Here is a 19,817-nt window from a genome sequence, read left to right on the forward strand (position 1 = left end):
CTCTCGACTTGGCAGCAGGTGAGTCCACCCCAGTTGCTCTGGTTGCTCCTAGCATCAATGGTTAATCGCTAGTTTTTCTAGCTAAAAAAGCGCTCCAAGAGGGGCGCTTTTTTTTTGGTAAAGTTATCCAAAGTAGGCTGGCGTTGCTTCACCTACTGCCTACAGGAATGCCATCATAGTTATAGACAAATACATACTAGGAGAATAGACAACGTATACGCGACCCTTAGCTCGTCTGATCGAGCAACTACAACGTTTGCCTGGAGTTGGCCCCAAAACGGCTCAACGATTAGCCCTACATATTTTAAAGCGATCGCCCGAAGAAGTAGAAGCACTAGCTCAAGCTTTAATTGAGGCGAAAAAGCAAGTTGGTTTATGTAAGGTGTGCTTTCACCTCTCAGCTGAACCTGTCTGTGAGATTTGCCGCAATTCCAACCGCGACAACACCACTCTTTGTGTGGTAGAAGATTCCCGCGATGTGATAGCGCTGGAAAAAACCCGCGAGTATCGGGGTAAGTATCACATTTTGGGAGGTGTCATTTCCCCAATGGATGGCATTGGCCCCGACCAGCTGCATATCCAACCACTGGTGCGGCGAGTCAGTCAGCAAAAAATTAAAGAAGTGATTCTGGCAATTAGTCCGAGTGTAGAAGGTGAGACAACGACGCTGTATGTCGGTCAGCTGCTAAAACCATTTACGCGAGTAACCCGGATTGCCTTTGGTTTACCAATGGGTGGAGATTTAGAGTACGCCGATGAGGTGACGTTAGCACGAGCCTTGGAAGGAAGGCGAGAGCTGGATTAGTTGTAATTCTCATAAAGGGGTGGACAATATTGCTCCACCCCTTCAAAGAAGGAAACGCACTCTTAGTAAGGCTCCCTTCTTACTTTGAAGCTTTATTAAGAGGCACCTGTGTTCACGTTCCCAGTCTCAGCCTGGAAACTAGGCAAATTCTGCCCAATCCCTAATTCAGCCCTCCACTCAGACAAAGGCTTATCCCAGTTTTTCTCCCACTTCTGAGCCAGGAAAGGTTTTGCATTCATCCCCATCCTATATCCCTGAGAAATATGGTCTAACACCCTGTTCAAATGTTCTGGAGACTTGATCAGCGTACTCAATAACCCTCCGGCTGTTAGTACCACTGACATAGTTCTGCGTGTCTGAGCCACATAGAATGCCTGTAAACCCAGTTCTCCGGCTACGTCAGTGCTAAAACCTGTAACTATATGCCAAATATCATGAGTCTGCCGGATGCGGAAAAGAAGGTAGCTGATATCATCCTCAACTTTTATCTTGCGGTAAAATTCTGGATCGAAACCTGCCTCCTTCATGTGAGAGGCATACTCATATCCCAGAGAACCTTCGGGACATTTTAGCAGCGCCTCCAGGTCTGGAGTTGGAGCAACGTAACGCTCTTGGATGATCCGCTCTACATCAGGGTTAAATTTTACATAATCCAGTGCCAGCTTAGTAGCATCTGTGTGCCGCAGTCCATCTTCGATATCGTAAACCGAGTCCGTTTGGTTGGGATCTTTGAGTAGAGAAACAACGCCTTTCAAAGTAGAAAAAAAATCAAGGTTTAAGCGTCGCCGTTCTCGTGACAACATACAATTCATCCTATAATCTTTGCTCAATCTTAGCCGTAGTTTTTTGTTAGTGGCATCCCCCTCCTATACTATTTTGGATGCAAGGATTTTGAATTGTGAAAGCCTTAATAACGTAGGTTGAGTGCTAGTAGGTTGGGTTGAGGTACGAAACCCAACATCTAGTCAATCGATTTTGGATGCCAGGATTTTGCGGAGGTTGGAGTTTCCGAAAGTTTGATGATTTTGGATTGACTTAGGAAGTGGTTGGGTTTCACTATCGTTGAACCCAACCTACTAGCCCCTTGTGTTTTTTGCAATTTATTTGATTTGTAGAGACGTATGCAACATCTCTACAAATCAAATAAATTGCTGCTTTTAATGCAACTTCTGCTTGACGAAAGCCATAAGCTGAGCCAATTGTTTCTTCAACCCAGGAATCTCAGCTACTTGTTGCTTCAATCCATTAATCTCAGCCTGCATGGTGGCAATTTTTTCATTTAAAACGTGAAGTTGAACGCCTGCACTTGAGTCAGCGACTACTGCTGTCTGGGAAGAAGCCGTTCCAACGCTGGGTCGCACTCGTCTGGCTTTAGCCATTGCTGACTTGATGGCATCAGTTAATTGCTTGTTATTAAAGGGCTTTTCCAGAAATTCAAAATACTCAAAAGGTTCTGAAAGTTTCTCTTTCACCTCTTCTTTACGTCCAGACATTACCACTAAAGGAATTGTCTGTAATTCAGGCTGAGATTGCAGTTGCTGAAAAACTTCCCAACCGCCCAAGCGAGGCATTATCCAATCCAACAGTATCAAGTTTGGACTGTCTTGCCGAATTAAATTGAGTCCTTCTTCGCCATCTTTTGCTTCTAAAACTTCAAATTTGCCCTGAGGCAACATTTCTGGAATTTGACTCCGAATGACTTTGGCATCATCAATTATCAGGATTTTTTGAGTTGCCGCACTCGCTGGAGCTTTTTGGGCAGGCGGGGAAGCAGTTTGCCTTCGAGGCAATTTTGCTTTTGCCATTGCAGATTTCATCGCCTGAATCAGCGTCTTTTGCTGAAGCGGCTTTTCCACAAATTCAAAATACTCAAACGGTTCCGGAATTTTCTGTGTAACTTCTTCTTTGCGCCCTGACATTAACACCAAGGGGATTTTCTGGAGTTCCGGGGAAACTTGAATCTGTTGAAAAACTTCCCAGCCACTTTGTTTGGATGCTAGGAAATTCAGCACGATTAAATTCGGGCGTTCTTGGCGGATTAAATTGAGTCCTTCTTGAGTATCTTTTGCTTCTAAAACTTCAAAATTGCTTTTGGGTAATATTTCTCTGACTGCACTTTGGCTTGTGGGACTGTCATCGATAACCAGGACTTTGTTACTTGGCATAACTGACTACTAGAAGTTGTGACTGAGGGCATTAAATGGTCTTATGTTGTTTTGCTCAACCGTAAGACTGCCCCCAATATAAGTTAGTTTAGCCAGAGATGAATTGGGATATCTCACGGGCAAGACGTATTGCCTAAATAGTAACTGCTACTTCAGCTTTTGTTGGATGAAAGCCATAATTTGAGCTAGCTTTTTCTTCAAGCCGTCAACTTCAGCGGGTACCGCTGCCATCTGAGCCATCTGTTTTTTCAAGGTGTCAATCTCAGCTTGCATTTTGGCAATTCTGGCATTTAGCTGCTGAATTTCAGCGGTGCCAGTAGATGAGTCTGGGGGAACTATTTCTTTTACTACTGGCTGCGGGGACGGCGCTACCGCGGGGCGGAGGCTAGCTTTACGCATAGCTGATTTGATGGCGGCAATCAGTTGCTTTTGATCAAACGGCTTGGGGATAAATTCAAAATACTCGAAGGGTTCCGAAATTTTCTCGGTCACTTCTTCTTTACGACCGGACATCAAAACTAGAGGAATCTTCTGAAGTTCAGGCTTGTTTTGAACCTGCTGAAATACTTCCCAGCCGCTCATTTTAGGCAACAAAAAATCCAACATAATCAAGTTGGGATGTGCCTGGTGGATCAGATTCATGCCTTCCAGACCGTCTTTTGCTTCTAAAATCTCAAAGTTACCCGGCGGTAACATATCGCGTACTGTATTTCTAATCACTCTACTGTCATCAATAACCAGGATTTTGTGACTTGCCACGACCGAACTCCTTAGAGGGGATTTTTAAAAAAAACTACGCTTAGTTTGAGACGACTGCTGCTTGCTCTAGAGTTAGAAAAAAGCGACTCGCTTCAAAAACCGGCATAGCGTTCATACGCATCAGGATGATTTGCAATGTGTAGCGCCTGGGTGTTAGAGCTACAGACCTATGAAGTTGTATACGCGATCGCGGTAAACTAACGCTACCGCTATAGTAGGTAATTCCTGAGCGGGTGACGTGCAGGGATACAGTTTTTTGCTTGACATCCTCAACGTTTTACCATCTCGACATTAAGCCAAAAAGCCAGCTGAGTGCCTAAATTCTAGATTAATCTGGTCTGGTCTGAAAGGGCAAAAAATCAATGTAGAACAAGAGTTAGAGTTAAATGCTTTAAGATTTGTATCATGTGGATGCTCACTTTGGCTGTTAGCCCACCGGAAGATTCATGGATCTGCCTACCGAAACGGATAATGTAACCCAGTCTAATGTGCATGAGTGGCGGTCAGAAATTGAGACACTACCGTCTTGGTTGCGCCGCCCCATTGGGAAAGCTAGCGAAATCTCAACGGTGCAACGAATTATTAAGCAGCGACAAATCCACACGATTTGTGAGGAGGGGCGCTGTCCGAACCGGGGAGAGTGTTATGCCCAGAAGACAGCAACTTTTTTGTTGATGGGGCAAACTTGCACCCGTGCTTGTGCTTTTTGTCAAGTGGAGAAGGGACACGCACCGATGCCTTTAGATCCAGAGGAACCGCAAAAGGTGGCGACTGCGGTGCAGTTGCTAGGTTTGCGCTATGTGGTGCTGACTTCGGTAGCTAGAGATGATTTGTCGGATGGGGGGGCTGGTTGGTTTGCGGCGACAATGGCGGCGGTAAGACAGATGAACCCGGAAACCTTAATTGAGGTGTTGACTCCGGATTTCTGGGGGGGTAAGGAGTCGGAGGAAAAACAACGCCAACGAGTCGCAACGGTAGTTTCGGCTCAACCTGTCTGTTATAACCACAATATTGAGACGGTGCGATCGCTTCAAGGACGGGTGCGACGAGGGGCGCAATACGAGCGATCGCTTGATGTCCTGCGTTATGTTAAAGAACTCGATCCGACAATTGCCACGAAATCCGGTTTGATGCTGGGACACGGGGAAACGGAAGCCCAAGTAATTGAGGCGATGGCAGATTTGCGGGCTGCGGGATGCGATCGCATTACTCTGGGGCAATATCTGCGCCCCTCTCTAGAACATCTGCCAGTCCAGAAATACTGGACACCAGAGGAGTTTGAAAAATTCGGTGCGATCGCCCGCGAGATGGGCTTTGCTCACGTCCGTTCTGGCCCCTTGGTACGCAGTTCCTACCACGCGGGGGAATAGGGAAGAAGGGGAAAGGGGCAACAAGAAAGATTTTCATCCTTTTTTAGTACAACTGCGAAAATGAAAATATTTCTATCGAGTCGTGCTAATGGGGACAGCTCTTTGGTATTTCTTTAGAATGTACCAAATTAGGAGATGATCTTTATGACAGCTCAAGCTAAGCAACCCAAAGGTTCTCTTACCAAAACCAGTAATCCTCCCTATCCCTTCCGCACCATCGTTTTACTCATTCTCTTAGCAGGCAACTTCCTGGTTGCTGGAATCTATTTCCACGTCATCAACCCATAGTTGATACAAAAGGTGGCAACGGATAGGGTAACAGATGTAACGGATGGGTTAATTTATGGGACTCATAGTCAATCGATCCGCCACATCCGCTACAAAATCCGCTGCCACCTTTATCGTTTTTTAAATTGTCCCTTTGAACAAGCCTTGGGGACGGAACAGTAGAATCAAGACCATAATCATCAAGGCAACGCCTTGCTTGTATTCCGAACCAAGTAAGGGAACGCTGACTTCTTGGGCGATACCAATGACTAAAGCACCCGCGATCGCGCCGTAGGGATTGCCAATTCCGCCGAGAATCACTGACGCAAACATGGGCAAAATCAAAAACCAGCCCATATTGGGACGAACGCCTGTAATTAGCCCATACATGGCTCCCCCCAGCGCGGTAAAAATCCCGGTAATTACCCAAGTCCAGATTACTACGCGCTCAACGTTAATCCCTGAGACACGAGCCAGATCAATATCATCCGCTACAGCTCGCATCGCTTTACCGATTTTGGTGTTTTGCAGCAGAAAATGCAGCACTAAAATTGCCAGCACCGCCATACCTACTACCAGCACTCGGTAATAAGCTACTTTGATTCCAAATATGTCTATAGCGCTTGCTACGGGCAAGTTGTAGCGCTGGTTGCTGCCTCCCCAAATGAAGATGATGCCGTTGCGGATAAACAAGGCAAGTCCAATGGAGATGATTATTAGGGTGGTGGAGGAGGCACGGCGATCGCGCATTGGTTTCCACAACAGCTGTTCGCTTAGTAACATCGCTCCGACTGTTCCCCCAGCCCCCAAAATCATCGAGAGCCAGATATTTACCCCACTGGTATTTGCTAACCAGGTGAGATAAGCTCCCAGTGTCATAAAATCGCCGTGAGCAAAGTTGGAGAGTCGCAAAATACCATAAGTCAGCGTTAGTCCGACTGCCGCGAGTGCAATGATGCTACCTACGGCAATTCCATTCACAATTAATTGTGCAGTTTGTGTGTCCATTGGGTTGACTCTCCAGTTAAGAGGAGAGTTCATAATAGAAATTGAAAGAGTAATCTTGGTTTTACCATGACACTAGAACTGAAAGTACCGACTATGGCTTGTTCTGCCTGTGTAGAGACGATTTCCCAGGCAGTTACCGCAATTGATCCGAAAGCAAAGGTAGAGGCTAACACCAAAACTAAGGTGGTGCAAGTGGAAACGCAACAGCCAGAAACGAAAGTTAGGGAAGCGATCGCTAAGGCCGGATATCCCGTCGCCTAGCGTGTTTTCTGGATCGGGGATGTTAACTCATCTCAATTGCGGGATTTTGCCGTTTGTATAAGTCAGATACCTGCGGGAAAATCCCCAAGTATGCGATCGCTTCTCAAAGTTTTGCCCCAGTGATAAATTTTCGACCCCGTTGCACAGCAGCAGCGACAGAATTAAAAGTGCTGCCTTCGCCAATTTTTTCTCCGATGGGATTAAAAACTTGGAAGCCATAGCCGCGACTATTGCTGAACACTATCAGCAGCCACCCCTCAAAGGTTTCGAGATAGTTCAGTGTTTGCTGATTCATTGTTATCTCGCTAGGAATATCTAACTTTAGGAAGATTATCCAGCTTACCCCTTGACTCTCCAGTGCGGTAGAAGGTTTACCTTAAAATCAGACAGCAGGAGATAGTTATGGAAACACACTCTCTTAACTTACAAGGAATGAGTTGTGCTGCTTGCGCTGGTGCGATAGAAAAAGCGATTCGCAATGTTCCAGGCGTGAGGGAGTGCAACGTTAACTTTGGCATGGAACAAGCTACCGTCAAGTATGAGCCTCAAGCAACGAGTTTAGAGGAAATTCAGCAAGCTGTAGCTGATGCGGGTTATGCAGCCCAACCAGTTCAGGAATTGGGAACGGGAGGTGATGATACTGAGGTAGCAAGTCGCCGCCAGGAAAAGCAACAGCTGACGCGCAAAGTAATATTAGGTGCAGTCATTAGTATTGTGCTGGTGGTGGGTTCAATCCCGGCGATGACTGGGTTACACGTTCCCTTGATTCCAGCATGGCTGCATAATCCTTGGGTGCAGCTGGTGTTGACGACACCTGTACAGTTTTGGTGTGGCGAGTCTTTTTTCCGGGGCGCGTGGAAAGCTTTAAAGCGTCATGCTGCTGATATGAATACGCTGATTGCGCTTGGTACAGGTGCGGCGTATTTATATTCGCTGTTTGTCACTGTTTTTCCGGGAGTCCTGGGGCTGGGTACAGATGTATATTATGAAACAGCAGTAGTAGTAATAACCCTGGTTTTGCTGGGACGGCTGCTGGAAAACCGCGCCAAGGGACAAACTTCGGAAGCAATTCGCAAATTGATGGGTTTGCAAGCGAAAACGGCGCGTCTGATTCGGGATGGGCAGGAAATTGATGTTCCCGTTGAGGCGGTGAAAGTTGGAGATGCGATCTTGGTGCGTCCAGGCGAACAAATCCCGGTTGATGGGGAAGTGATAGAAGGCACTTCCACTATTGATGAGGCGATGGTGACGGGTGAAAGCCTACCTGTGAAAAAACAGCCAGGGGATGAAGTTATTGGAGCGACGATTAATAAAACTGGGAGTTTTAAGTTTCGGGCGACGCGAGTCGGGCGCGATACAGTTTTGGCGCAAATTGTCAAGTTGGTGCAACAAGCTCAAGGTGCGAAAGCACCGATTCAAAGATTGGCGGATCAAGTGACGGGGTGGTTTGTGCCTGTGGTGATTGCGATCGCGATCGCTACCTTCATCATCTGGTTTAACATCACGGGCAATCTGTCAATGGCTTTAATTACCACTGTTGGCGTGTTAATTATTGCTTGTCCCTGCGCTTTGGGTTTAGCTACGCCTACTTCTGTGATGGTGGGAACAGGAAAAGGCGCAGAAAATGGCATCTTAATTAAAGGTGCTGACAGTCTGGAACTAGCTCATAAAATTCAAACGATTGTGTTAGATAAAACTGGCACTCTCACGCAGGGAAAACCCACAGTTACAGACTATGTAACGATGTTGGGAACTGCTAACCAAAATGAACTGAAACTCCTAGGGCTGGCGGCAGCAGTTGAACGCAATTCAGAACATCCTTTGGCTGAAGCTGTTGTTAAATATGCCCAGTCTCAGGAAGTGATGTTTCCATTGCCAGAGGCGAAAAATTTTGAAGCGATCGCGGGTAGCGGTGTCCAAGGTATCGTATCAGACAGACTGGTACAAATCGGCACGCAGCGATGGATGGATGAATTGGGAATTGAAACCCTAACTTTGCAAGGACAAAAAGCTGCTTGGGAATCTGCGGGTAAAACTGCCGTTTGGATTGCCGTAGATGGAGAAATGCAAGGGTTAATAGCAATTGCGGATGCCCTCAAACCATCTTCAGCAGTAGCTGTGAGAGCATTGCAAAAGTTAGGTTTAGAGGTGGTAATGCTCACCGGGGATAACCGGCAAACTGCGGAAGCGATCGCGCAAGAAGTTGGCATCAGCCGCGTCTTTGCGGAAGTACGTCCAGATCAAAAAGCCGCAATTATCCAATCTCTTCAGGGTGAGAAGAGGGGAAAAGTTCCCAAGTCAAAATCCATTGTGGCAATGGTGGGGGATGGAATCAATGATGCGCCAGCACTGGCACAAGCAGATGTGGGAATTGCGATTGGGACAGGAACCGATGTAGCGATCGCAGCCAGCGACATCACCTTAATTTCTGGCGACTTGCAAGGCATTGTAACTGCTATTGGTTTAAGTCGCGCCACCATGCAGAATATTCGCCAAAACTTGTTTTTTGCCTTTATCTACAACGTTGCTGGAATTCCCATCGCCGCTGGAATTTTGTTCCCAATTTTTGGCTGGTTACTTAACCCAATGATTGCTGGTGCAGCGATGGCATTTAGTTCTGTTTCTGTCGTCACCAACGCTTTGCGTTTGCGGAACTTTCAGCCGCGAGTCAATTTCTAAATACAGGGGATGACAAATGGTTACTCAAAAAAAGCTACTGCGTCATTTTTTCAGTGTAGGGTTGTTACTCTCAATTGCTTCAATAGCACCAGTAAAAGCCGTTCCACATGAGACAGCAATGCCAATTAGCCAATTTCGCCAAATTGAGCAACCTTTTGAGGTGAAACTAGGAGTTACATTGGGCGGTTTGGCGCTAATGGGGTTAGAACTTTGGTGGTTTTTGTTAAGTAAAACTAAAGCGGAACAGGCAACAGCAAACCAAGGGATTCAAGAACTCACAATCAAAGTTGATGGCGGTTACGCTCCAGATCGGGTAGTAGTGAAAGCAGGTCAACCTGTTCGCCTCAACTTTTTTCGCCAAGATTCAAGTAGCTGCTTAGAGAAAGTTATTTTACCAGATTTCCACATCGCTAAAGACTTGGACTTGGATCGAGTAACACCAGTAGAATTTACCCCACAAAAGCCAGGAGAGTACCCTTTTACCTGTGGGATGAATATGGCTAGAGGTGTGGTGGAAGTAAAAGCATCAGTTGCAACAAATCAAGATGAGTAAAATTATGAAAAACAAAGCCCAAATTTACGGTGTTGTTGGCTTGCTGATAGGGGGCGTGATCGCAGCTGCTGGGATAACCCAGGTGATGAAAATGGGTCATCAAGATATGAGTAGGATGCACTCTGACCCTCATGCAGGGCATAACATGGCTGGCGATGACCCGCACGCTGGGCATAACATGAGTCACCACTCGATGCCCAAAACCGAGGCGGTGCAGGCTAAACTTACGGTTCCACCCAATGTTTCCCCTAATAAGCCAGTTCCTCTAGTCATTGATATTCAAGACAAATCGGGGAAAGCGATCGCTAAGTTTGACAACTTTCAAGAAAAACTGATGCACCTGATTGTTGTCAGTGACGATTTTCAGTTTTTCAATCATATTCATCCCACCTACAAGCAGAACGGACGCTTTGAAGTAAATGCCAGTTTTCCCCAACCTGGTAATTACAGCCTTTTTAGCGACTACAAACCAAATGGACAAAAGGAACAAGTCTCGGTATTAAAAGCACAAGTGGCAGGTAAAATTACTTCACCTGCCCCAACTGTTGACCTAAATTCTGCTAAAACTTTTGGCGATACGAAAGTAAACCTTACCTTTTCTAAGCCAAAAATAAAAGCTGGTGAAGATGTCACCTTGCAGTTTAATTTACAAAATGCTGCTGACAATCAACCCATTAAAGATTTGCAGCCTTACTTAGGAGAGAAAGGGCATTTAGTAATTCTACGACAATCACCAAATTTGACAGCCGCAGATTACATTCACGCCCACGCTATGAACAATACTCCCCCAGAACAGGTATCTTTCCACACTCAGTTTCCTCAACCAGGAAAATATAAAGTTTGGGGTCAATTTAATCGCGGTGGCAAGGTTGTTACCGCGGACTTTTGGGTTGAGGTTATTTAACCCCTTTCAGGTTAACTGCTTGGGTTGTGTTTTTTTGAAATCACTGGGTATTATTTCTAATAGCCAGTGATTTCTGCTTGCGAGTTAGTGCTGAATAGCCACCTAAAGCAGCCAGCATTACTATACCTAATGCAGAACTGGATTCGGGGACGGACTTTTCTGTGGCGACGGGTTTAACTCCTGAGAGGGAAATCAAATAACTATTGCCGCCTGTGGTGCTTTCTCCTGTCCAATTGCTAAGAGGTGAGTTACCCCCTGGCCCCGTGGGCCCAACAACTGCCTGGAATGGCTGATCAGGGAAAATTAGTCCCTCATTGCTGACCGGATCGTTATTGAACCAAGAAATTCCCAGGAAGTAGTCTCCCGCAGGTAACGAAGTTGGTAGCAGTTGAGGTAAAGCAGAAACATTATCAACAGTTTTTTCTGGATAGGTTGCACCAGGTGTAAGTGGGGTATCATCATTGGCAATGACCCCCTTGCCATTCGAGTCGAACAGGAACAACTGGAAGTCAGAAAGTAGGGAGTAACTAGGGCTAAAAGAGTATAGCCTAGCTGAAAATGGAGTTGTACCAGTCAGGGATATCTTGAACAGGTCAACATCAATAGGATTATCAATTTCTCCTGAAATAAAGTCTAATGTGGCTGGCCCTCCTGAAATAATTTGGGGATTAGAAAGCAGTTGACCAGCATCCCCAATTTCAACAAATCCATTTTCTCCGAACGGCCCATTATTAGTCTTCACAAAACCTGTGGTTTGTGCGGTTGCTGACCAGCCGACAATAACATTCGTAGCAATAGCCACTGATGTAGCTGTTATTAGACTTGCTTTGCCTAAAAGAGCCGGGATACCCATGATTTGGACTCCTCAAAAAATTTAATATTTGAGCTTAGGAATAGTTCCAAGTAAGGCTGTAAGTTTTAGCTAATTTTAGTTAGCTTTTACACACTCTATACCATCCGTCATCAAGATGCTGTTTAATTATGTACGCATACTATTTATTAAATTTGTTTTAGAATTCAGAAATGATATTTTTTGATTAAATACCTTGTAGTACATAATATAACTATGGTTCAATCTGCCTGAAAATTGAACTTTTACTAGGTAGACTTGTCCCCTAAAATAGTTGTTCAGGCTTTCCGGGTTTTGGTTAGCTCTCGTGGAAAAAACCGCGTCTCTAGACTGGCGTTTATCCCAATATAGCAATCCTATTTGAGTTGTGAGATTCCAGCACTATAGATCCCCGACTTCTTAGATAAGTCAGGGATCTAGCATTCACGAATCATTTAGGACTGCTATAGCTAATGGCTAAGAGCTATTAGCCTCGAACTATAAACGACGTAATTACAATTAAGTGAAAGACCTGGGCATTATTCCTACTACTAGCTCTCGTTGCTGATTTATCGTGTTAGATATTATGGTGTTGCAAAGCCTTGCATTAGTCAGATTTGCTTCTTGAAGATTTGCTCCGCTCAAGTCTGCCTCAGTTAAGTTTGCCCAGGCGAGGTCTGCACCAGTTAGGTTAACTTGACACAAATTAGCTTCTACTAGCCTGGCTCCACATAGCTCTGCTCCAGCTAGATTGGATCTAACCAAGTTAGTTCCAATCAAAGATGCCTCGTTTAGTTTGGCAAAGCTGAGGTCGGCATCGCTCACATCTGCCTCACACAGAGAAGTTGCCGATAGATTGGCTCCTTTCAATGTCACCTTCCACAAGAAAGCCCCACACAGGTTGGCCTTCGTCAAATCAGCATCAATTAAATTAGCTTCATACAGGTTTGCTTCGCGGCAGTCAGCTTCGCGGAGATTAGCGTCTTGCAGGTTTGCGCCACTTAGATTGGCACCCTTTAGGATAGCTTCACTAAGATTTGCTCCCCGCAAATCTGCTCCTATTAACTTAACCCCACTCAAATTAACCCCTCTGAGGTTAATTCCACTCAAGTTAGCTCCACTCAAGTCCATCTCGATAGGGGATTTTCTATTAATTTCTCCCGCAATAAATTCTTTTTCTATAGCATAATTCTTATAAAAATCTTCTTTATAATTCATATTGTTTTCTTTTTCAGTATTTCAGGTGGTTAATTAAACTAAAGGTTGATTTTGCAGATTTTTATTCAGCCTTTTGATGAAACCGACAATCATCAGTGAGACAATTTAATGTGATATACACTGTTTTTGCAGTTGCACTGCGATCGCTTCCATCAATTGTTTGTTTATGACTGGCTTAGTCAAGTAATCAGCAGCACCTAATTCCCAACCTAGCCGCCGCGCGGCATTACCCTCTTCACCACTCAAAAAAATGAAAGGAATTCTTGCAGTTTTGGTGTTTTGACGCAATGCTTCTAACACCTCATAACCATTCATTTCCGGCATATTGATGTCAGAAATAATCAAATCTGGCATCTGTTCGTTGGCTAACTGCAAACCAATTAAGCCATTTTTAGCACCGATTGCCTGGAAACCCTGAGATTCAATGAGGTCAAGAAGGCTGGTTAAAGTGTCTGTAGCATCTTCAATAACCAGAACTTTTCCATCCATTTCGCTTCCTCTATTCAATCCAAGATTGAGTGTGGTGAATCAAGCTGACAAGACACCAACAATTAGGTCAAGCTGCTTTGAAGCATTTTTAATTTACACTACGCAAGTAGAGAAATCGGGGAAGAAATCGGGAAGAAACTGGGCAAAAATCGGGAAGAAATCGGGAAGATAGCTTGGGATTGGGGATTGGGAACTGGGGACTGGGCAATACGGTTCAGTGAGAAATAATTCTAGGTTAGGGAGAGGTCAGAAGGATTGCATACCAATGAGAACCCCACTAAGGAATTCCCAATTACCAAATTACGAATACCAAGTAGCAAAAGTTAGGAAACCTTAATATTTTATGATAGCTGCTTTAAGCGATATCCTAAACCGTGAACCGTTTCAATCACGTCTTCGGGAGCTGCTACAGTTCGGAGTTTTTGACGCAAACTTTTGATGTGAGCCTTGACGGTATCCTCTTCCGGCGGATTTTCACTAGACCAAAGGCTATCTATAATCGCAGAACGGCTTAGCACCCGGCGACCATTGCGGAGCAACAGCGCCAGAAGACTGAATTCCTTGGGAGTTAATTGCAAAGGCTGATTCTGGTAGGAGACTTCATAGGTGCTGGGATTGAGGTGCAAGCCTCCCCAGACTAGAGTCGGTGCAGAGGGAGAACTACCCCGACGCAGTAAAGCTCGGATACGGGCTAATAATTCTTGCAGATCAAACGGTTTTACTACATAGTCATCGGCTCCAGCGTCTAAACCATTGACTTTATCGCTACTGGTGTCGCGTGCTGTCAGCATCAGGATTGGTAGATGATAGCCGTGTGTGCGTAGACGTTGGCAAAGACTGAACCCATCCAGCTTGGGAAGTGTTACATCCAGCAAAATCAGGTCGTAAGCGATCGCTTTGACTTGGCTCCAACCCGACTCCCCATCCTTAACCACATCTACCACATAGAGCTGGTCTGTAAGGGCTTCAGCCAGCGCTTCCGCCAGACGCACATCATCTTCAACTAGCAGAATCCGCATATTAATCGGAGAGGAGATAGGGAGTAATCTTACTCGGCGCTTGTCATCTATCCTGAGAGTGGACTACTAGCCCAATAATCATAAAATTTTATAGGCATTAAAAAATACTGTATATGAAATGGTCGCAGGAAAGAAAAATCATTGCAGGTGGTTTTGGGTTGGCGATGCTCATTCTTAGCATTGTTAGCACAGCTTCCTATCAAAACACAACCAAGCTATTTGAAAGGCAAAAACGGGTAGAGAAGACCTACCAAGTCCTGCAAGAGATCAGGGATGTACTGACGACGCTGCGGGATGCTGAGAGAGCTAGACGTGGCTATATTATCACCGGAAAAGAGTTGTATTTAGTAACATACAACACTGCCATTCAAGAGATTAACCCCAAATTTAACCAGGTGCGGCGGGAAACGGCTGATAATCTCAATCATCAGCGTAGTCTGGATATCATCGAGCCTTTAATTGCTCAAAGAGTTACATTAATCAAAAAGTCTGTTGAGTTGTACAAGCAGAATAAATCTGACACAGCAACTCAAATAGAGCTGACAGATAAAGGGATTATGCTGCACGATGAAATCTGGAAAATTATTGCCAAAATGGAAGGCGAGGAGAAATTTTTATTGCAGCGTCTAGCTGAGCAATCGGAAGCAACTTTCCAAGACACAATGCTAATTGAAATCGCAGGTTCTTGCTTTAGCTTTAGTTTACTTTTTGGAGTTTACTCGTTGCTGCATCAGCAAATCAAAAAACGGCAACGAGTAGAGGAGATTTTGCGGCAAAGCGAACAACGATATCGGCAAGTATTTCAACTTCATCCCTATCCTTTATGGGTTTTCGATTTAGAAACTTTAGCTTTCCTCGCTGTTAATGATGCAGCGGTCAATGATTACGGGTACTCACAGGCAGAATTTTTATCTATGACGATTAAGGATATTCGTCCCCCGGAAGATGTACCTATCCTCCTTGACAGAAATTCGGTACACTTTTCCAAAGTTAAGCAAGCCGGAGTATGGAGACATCAGAAACGGGATGGAACCCCGATATATGTAGAAATTACTGCCCATGAATTAGTGTTTGCGGGGCGACAAGCAAGGCTGGTGTTAGCTCGTGACATCACTCAGGAAAAGCAAGCACGGGAGGCGTTACAAGCGAGCGAGGAAAAGTTTCGCCAAATTGCTGAAAATATCCATGAAATTTTTTGGATGAGCGATGATGAAATGCATGAAGTTTTATATGTTAATCCTGTTTATGAACAAATCTGGGGACGTACCCGCGAGAATTTATATGCAAATCCTAAATCTTTTATAGATGCCGTACATCAAGAAGATCGAGATCGGGTAATTGCTAACCTTGAGCAGAACGCCAAAAAAGAATTTGATATTGAGTATCGGATTGTGCGACCTGATGGTTCAGTTCGCTGGGTTTGGGATCGCTGTTTCCCTATTAAAAATGCGGCGGGAGAAGTTTATCGGCGGGCTGGAATAACACAAGATGTTACTGAGCGCAAGCAGGCGGAAGAAATTCGCCGCACTTTGGAAAAAGAACGAGAAATTAACGAACTTAAACTACGCTTTTTTTCAATGGCTTCTCACGAGTTCCGCACTCCTTTAAGCACTATTTTAATTTCAGCTCAATTATTGGAAAATAGTAGCAAAGAGTGGTCGGAAGAGAAAAAACTTAAAAATCTCTATCGCATTCAATCTGCTGCTAAAACTATGACTCAGTTATTAACAGATATTTTGACTCTAACCAGAGCGGAATCTGGAAAGTTAGAATTCAATCCAGAACCTTTAGATATTGAAAATTTCTGCCAGTCTCTAGTCGAAGAAATTGAGTTCAGCACTCGCGCTCAACAGAATATCTTTTTTATCAGCCAATGCGTAGGTAAATCGGCTTGCATGGATGAAAAGCTGCTGCGCTCGATTTTTACTAATCTGCTGTCTAATGCCATCAAGTATTCGCCAGAGGATAGCCATATCTATTTCATCCTTAGTTATGAATCGGGAGAGGCTATTTTTCAGATTCAAGATAAGGGAATTGGGATTTCTCCGGAAGACCAAGAACTCCTTTATCAATCTTTCCACCGGGGCAAAAATGTGGGTGATGTTGCAGGGACAGGGTTAGGCTTAGCTGTCGTCAAAAAGTGTGTAGAGTTACACGGTGGTAGCATTGCGGTAGAAAGTAAAGTTGGGCTTGGTACTACGTTTACTGTGGCAATTCCTTGGGATATTAATGTTTCAAAGAGTCCAAACGCCTGACGACTGAAGTCGCGGCTACACAAACTACGGCCGCCTGCGCGGGCTAATAATAGTTATCAATAAAAAAAACGCCTGACGACTGAAGTCGCGGCTACACAAACTAAGCCCACCTTCGCGGGCTAGTAATAGTTACCAATAAAAAAAGCAAAGTTGGGTTAGGTTGGGTTGTGGCGTGAAACCCAACCTAAAATTATTTTTAACTTTCACCAGGTTAGGGCGATCGCATAATCGGCGGCTTCCAGTCGGAGTAGTTTGCTATGTGACCCCAGTATGCCATGTAGCCAGTAAGCGCCCAGATGAGAGCAGCTATTATCAGTACAGCTGCGCCAATCATTCGCCAGGTGCGATTAGTTTGCAGATAAAGTGATGGTGCAGCGAGGACACCACCTAATCCTGTCAGGATGAAGCCGATACCGGATAGGAGTGGCTGTCGTGTCAAATTCAAGTTGATGATCCGCGCCCCAATTACAATGGCAGCCAAACCAGCGAAGAAGGCGTACATTGCCACTGTTAGTAAGTCCCAACCCTGCGCGATCGCTATTGATGCGGCTACGAATAAAATCCCGAACAAAACTGATGTCTCACCATAAGCAATGTTGAAGCTGCCAGTAACAGGCCATGTAAAAGTCATGTGTAAGCCAGTTACGAGTGCGATCGCGCCCGTCATCCCGAAGCCTGGAATCCACCTTTTCTGATTATCGGCACCAAGTCCCCAATACACGTAGGAAGCTAAGATAAACAGCCCCGCTACCATATTGATCAGCATCAGCGTTATGTAATTGACAAACACGATACTCTAACCCTCCTCTCCCCAAGTTCGTAACTGTAGATAGACTAACACCAGTGTCACCGCTAGCAGCACTGTGGCGGCGGCGGCGGCATAACCAAAATCAAATTGGGCAAATGCTTGATCGTATATGTAGTACACCAATAAATTTGTTGTATTTAATGGCCCACCGCCAGTAATCACATAAACTTGCTCGAAACTCCGCAGTGTAAAAATGGCTGTGGTGACTGTGGCAAAGACTAGAGTTGGTCGCAATCCGGGTAAAGTGATATGCCAAAATTGTTGCCAGGAATTTGCTCCATCTAGTTCTGCTGCTTCATAGCGACTGGGGGGAATTGCCTGCAAACCTGCCAGAAACACCACCATATTAAAACCTAGCTGTTTCCAGATACTTAATAATATCAACACTGGCATTGCCCAAATCGTGCTACCTAGCCAGGGAATCGGTTCAATATTGATAGAATCTAGCAGGGCGTTGACTGGCCCTTCCGTTTGAAACAGCCACCGGAAGCCTAAACCAGCGGCTACGAGACTTGTGATAGAAGGAATAAAATAGGCAGTTCGCAAAATTCCCCGCAAGGCAAAGGAACGATTTAGCAGCACTGCTAAACCCAAGGGAATAATTAAACTGGGAATAACTGTGGCAATGGTGAAATAAGCGGTGTTGCTGAGAACTTGCCAAAAGTCGGGTGTGAGGAGTAAGCGAAGGTAGTTCTTTAAACCTACCAAACGAACACCAGCAATGGTAAAACTACCTGTGGTAAAGCTGAGATAAAACAGGTAGGCGATAGGCCACAGCAGAAACAGTCCTAGTAAAATTAGGGCGGGGGCGAGGAAAATCCAGGCAGCGATCGCATCATTATCTAGCAATTGCTTTTGAGAGAAGTGCGGGGATTTCATGGAACGATTCGCTTGCAGTTGAGTCGGCGTATGGCTATTTTAGCCGGACATTGGGTAAGATCCTGTTAATCTGTTGGCAGGAAGCGATCGCGTGAATCACACCGTCTTCAAGCAACGTTATAAACTAGCAAATCTTCCAATCCTGAGTATATTGCTTGGGCTAATGGCTGTTAGTGGCTGTAATTCAACCAATACACTTTCAGCTTCTTCCCTAAGTGCTACTCAAGATAAATCAGGGACAGATCGATGGGTGGGACAATGGCAAGTCAACAATCCATCATCCAGTCAGGCGGTGAAATTTGTATTGACGCCAGAAGGTAAATTATTTGTCCTCTCGCCTGAAACATCCTCTGAGTCTTCGGTTGCTTATGAAATCCCGGTTCAAAAGCTTTCTGACTCACCTACTTTACCTCCCAATACTAAAATTGTTGATATTCAGGAAGCATTTAACAATCAAGCAACCAAGGCAAAACAATCTGAAGGGAAAACGTACATTGGTGCGATGAACCGCGCCCAACAAGCGTATTACTTGGAAAATAATAAATTTGGTACAACAATCGCGCAGTTGGGTATTGGGATTAAGCCGGAGACAGAGAGTTATAATTACCAAATTGTGCCTCAAGGCAATGGCACTCAGAACGTGATGAACACTGCCAAAGCCAAGCGCCCCGAACTTTATAGCTACACCGGTGCTGTATTTGTTATCGAAAATAACGGTGAAAATATTACAAGGGCGGCAATTTGCGAAACCGATAAACCCTCATCCACGCCACCTGCGATGCCAAGGCCGCCTAAGGATACATCTGGGGAAATTCAGTGTCCCGCTGGTTCCCATTTACTACAACGTTAAAGACTGCATAATTAGCAATTCAGCACCACCGAACTCCACACCTAGCTTAATAGTATCGCTACCAGTGTAAATGCTCAAGCTGCGAACCAAACCGACAGGACGCGAGAAGGTGAAGCTAAACAGTATATTGCCGCAGTGAGCCGCGCTTAAGTGTGGATTTTCCATGCAAAAGTTTAGTTGCCGTTAAATGTCAGCGCTGTAGGGTTATTCTACCTGAAGGAGCTGTAAAATTTTGTTAATCTGCTGATGGTGAACTGTATGAACAAAACTGTCTTGAAGCTTTATAAATTTTCGGCTGGGTTGCCAATCTTTAATAAATTAATCGCCTCTAGCCTATTATTTGGGCTGCTGGGTGGAATTGCTGCCATTGCCAATGCCCAAGTCCAAAACCCAGCCGAAAGGGCGCGACAGGCGGAACCTCAACAAATCATGGATATGTTGAACCGCGCTCAACAAGATTTTTATCGAGAATATGGTAGGTTTGCCTCAAAAATTGAGCATTTGGGATTCTGCAATTTGCAAAAGTCAAAAAACTACGGCTATATAATTTTCCCGCCAAACGATCCTACCCAGAGCGTACTGATGGCAGGGCTATTTCATTCTAACTGAGTGACTGATATGGTAGTTAGGTCATCTCCCCAAGCCTGAGACCAGATGCCTCAATTAGCCATTGTCGAAGCCTTTGCAGATATCTGTGAT

Annotated in this window: 21 protein-coding genes and 1 pseudogene; 10 read left to right on the plus strand and 12 right to left on the minus strand. The window is 45.0% G+C overall.

Features of this window, described 5'->3' with window-relative positions; genetic code table 11:
- The first annotated feature begins 193 nt into the window (after positions 1–193).
- Positions 194–805: pseudogene (gene recR, locus H6F63_RS00905) on the plus strand (recombination mediator RecR).
- A gap of 95 nt (positions 806–900) precedes the next feature.
- Here recR and H6F63_RS00910 read toward each other — a convergent pair.
- The 3 genes from H6F63_RS00910 to H6F63_RS00920 form a co-directional block, all read right to left on the minus strand.
- A complete protein-coding gene (locus tag H6F63_RS00910; protein WP_190634086.1) occupies positions 901–1,608 on the minus strand; it encodes a Coq4 family protein in 708 nt (235 codons plus the stop codon).
- Between the two features lie 354 nt (positions 1,609–1,962).
- Positions 1,963–2,970, minus strand: a complete 1,008-nt coding sequence (locus H6F63_RS29735; protein ID WP_190634088.1) for a response regulator — start codon at positions 2,968–2,970, stop codon at positions 1,963–1,965.
- Positions 2,971–3,117: 147 nt separating this feature from the next.
- Positions 3,118–3,729, minus strand: a complete 612-nt coding sequence (locus H6F63_RS00920) for a response regulator (RefSeq protein WP_190634089.1) — start codon at positions 3,727–3,729, stop codon at positions 3,118–3,120.
- A 446-nt stretch (positions 3,730–4,175) separates the two neighbouring features.
- On the opposite strand from H6F63_RS00920, the gene lipA reads away from it, so the two are divergent.
- Positions 4,176–5,099 carry a lipoyl synthase gene (gene lipA, locus H6F63_RS00925; RefSeq protein ID WP_190634091.1) on the plus strand — a complete coding sequence of 308 codons (924 nt, stop codon included), beginning with the start codon at positions 4,176–4,178 and terminating at the stop codon, positions 5,097–5,099.
- A 144-nt stretch (positions 5,100–5,243) separates the two neighbouring features.
- Positions 5,244–5,387, plus strand: coding sequence for a photosystem I protein PsaX (locus H6F63_RS00930; RefSeq protein WP_190434446.1), 144 nt, complete (start codon positions 5,244–5,246; stop codon positions 5,385–5,387).
- 120 nt (positions 5,388–5,507) lie between these two features.
- Here the strand turns inward: H6F63_RS00930 and H6F63_RS00935 are convergent, their stop codons facing one another.
- Complete coding sequence (locus tag H6F63_RS00935) at positions 5,508–6,374, minus strand: branched-chain amino acid ABC transporter permease (RefSeq protein WP_190634093.1); 867 nt, start codon at positions 6,372–6,374, stop codon at positions 5,508–5,510.
- A gap of 66 nt (positions 6,375–6,440) precedes the next feature.
- Here H6F63_RS00935 and H6F63_RS00940 point away from each other — a divergent pair, with 66 nt between their 5' ends.
- Positions 6,441–6,635, plus strand: coding sequence for a heavy-metal-associated domain-containing protein (locus tag H6F63_RS00940; RefSeq protein ID WP_190634094.1), 195 nt, complete (start codon positions 6,441–6,443; stop codon positions 6,633–6,635).
- A 103-nt stretch (positions 6,636–6,738) separates the two neighbouring features.
- Here the strand turns inward: H6F63_RS00940 and H6F63_RS00945 are convergent, their stop codons facing one another.
- The gene (locus H6F63_RS00945) at positions 6,739–6,930 is read right to left on the minus strand and encodes a hypothetical protein (protein ID WP_190634096.1); all 192 of its coding nucleotides are present in this window, start codon (positions 6,928–6,930) and stop codon (positions 6,739–6,741) included.
- 107 nt (positions 6,931–7,037) lie between these two features.
- Here H6F63_RS00945 and H6F63_RS00950 point away from each other — a divergent pair, with 107 nt between their 5' ends.
- Genes H6F63_RS00950 through H6F63_RS00960 form a run of 3 tightly spaced genes read left to right on the plus strand, consistent with a single transcriptional unit; the run spans position 7,038 to position 10,771 of the window.
- Positions 7,038–9,314: a heavy metal translocating P-type ATPase gene (locus H6F63_RS00950; RefSeq protein ID WP_190634098.1), complete on the plus strand. Its 2,277-nt coding sequence runs from the start codon at positions 7,038–7,040 to the stop codon at positions 9,312–9,314.
- A 16-nt stretch (positions 9,315–9,330) separates the two neighbouring features.
- Entirely contained in the window at positions 9,331–9,867 is a 537-nt protein-coding gene (locus tag H6F63_RS00955) for a cupredoxin domain-containing protein (RefSeq protein ID WP_190634099.1), read from the plus strand.
- 4 nt (positions 9,868–9,871) lie between these two features.
- On the plus strand, positions 9,872–10,771 hold the full coding sequence (locus H6F63_RS00960) for a hypothetical protein (RefSeq protein ID WP_190634101.1): 900 nt from the start codon (positions 9,872–9,874) through the stop codon (positions 10,769–10,771).
- 40 nt (positions 10,772–10,811) lie between these two features.
- On the opposite strand, the gene H6F63_RS00965 is transcribed toward H6F63_RS00960, so the two are convergent.
- The 4 genes from H6F63_RS00965 to H6F63_RS00980 all read right to left on the minus strand — a co-directional run bounded on the left by H6F63_RS00965 (position 10,812) and on the right by H6F63_RS00980 (position 14,326).
- Complete coding sequence (locus H6F63_RS00965) at positions 10,812–11,624, minus strand: DVUA0089 family protein (RefSeq protein WP_190634103.1); 813 nt, start codon at positions 11,622–11,624, stop codon at positions 10,812–10,814.
- Positions 11,625–12,119: 495 nt separating this feature from the next.
- Complete coding sequence (locus H6F63_RS00970; protein ID WP_190634105.1) at positions 12,120–12,818, minus strand: pentapeptide repeat-containing protein; 699 nt, start codon at positions 12,816–12,818, stop codon at positions 12,120–12,122.
- Positions 12,819–12,923: 105 nt separating this feature from the next.
- Entirely contained in the window at positions 12,924–13,307 is a 384-nt protein-coding gene (locus H6F63_RS00975) for a response regulator (RefSeq protein WP_190634106.1), read from the minus strand.
- Between the two features lie 341 nt (positions 13,308–13,648).
- Entirely contained in the window at positions 13,649–14,326 is a 678-nt protein-coding gene (locus H6F63_RS00980) for a response regulator transcription factor (RefSeq protein WP_190634108.1), read from the minus strand.
- Between the two features lie 113 nt (positions 14,327–14,439).
- Here H6F63_RS00980 and H6F63_RS00985 point away from each other — a divergent pair, with 113 nt between their 5' ends.
- Complete coding sequence (locus H6F63_RS00985; protein ID WP_190634109.1) at positions 14,440–16,581, plus strand: PAS domain S-box protein; 2,142 nt, start codon at positions 14,440–14,442, stop codon at positions 16,579–16,581.
- 211 nt (positions 16,582–16,792) lie between these two features.
- Here the strand turns inward: H6F63_RS00985 and H6F63_RS00990 are convergent, their stop codons facing one another.
- The gene (locus tag H6F63_RS00990; RefSeq protein ID WP_190634111.1) at positions 16,793–17,371 is read right to left on the minus strand and encodes a DUF981 family protein; all 579 of its coding nucleotides are present in this window, start codon (positions 17,369–17,371) and stop codon (positions 16,793–16,795) included.
- Positions 17,372–17,377: 6 nt separating this feature from the next.
- Positions 17,378–18,268 (minus strand): sugar ABC transporter permease, encoded by an 891-nt coding sequence (locus H6F63_RS00995; RefSeq protein WP_190634113.1) that lies wholly within the window; start codon positions 18,266–18,268, stop codon positions 17,378–17,380.
- A 91-nt stretch (positions 18,269–18,359) separates the two neighbouring features.
- On the opposite strand from H6F63_RS00995, the gene H6F63_RS01000 reads away from it, so the two are divergent.
- A complete protein-coding gene (locus H6F63_RS01000; protein ID WP_190634115.1) occupies positions 18,360–19,118 on the plus strand; it encodes a type IV pilin-like G/H family protein in 759 nt (252 codons plus the stop codon).
- On the opposite strand, the gene H6F63_RS01005 is transcribed toward H6F63_RS01000, so the two are convergent.
- On the minus strand, positions 19,107–19,283 hold the full coding sequence (locus tag H6F63_RS01005) for a hypothetical protein (RefSeq protein ID WP_190634116.1): 177 nt from the start codon (positions 19,281–19,283) through the stop codon (positions 19,107–19,109). The two genes, H6F63_RS01000 and H6F63_RS01005, sit on opposite strands and share 12 nt — an antisense overlap.
- Positions 19,284–19,376: 93 nt before the next feature.
- Between H6F63_RS01005 and H6F63_RS01010 the strand changes: the two genes are divergently transcribed.
- Positions 19,377–19,727 carry a type IV pilin-like G/H family protein gene (locus tag H6F63_RS01010; protein ID WP_190634119.1) on the plus strand — a complete coding sequence of 117 codons (351 nt, stop codon included), beginning with the start codon at positions 19,377–19,379 and terminating at the stop codon, positions 19,725–19,727.
- Positions 19,728–19,817 lie beyond the last annotated feature (90 nt).

This window comes from Trichocoleus sp. FACHB-40, from assembly GCF_014695915.1.
In the GTDB taxonomy this organism is placed as follows: Bacteria; Cyanobacteriota; Cyanobacteriia; order Cyanobacteriales; family FACHB-T130; genus Funiculus; species Funiculus sociatus.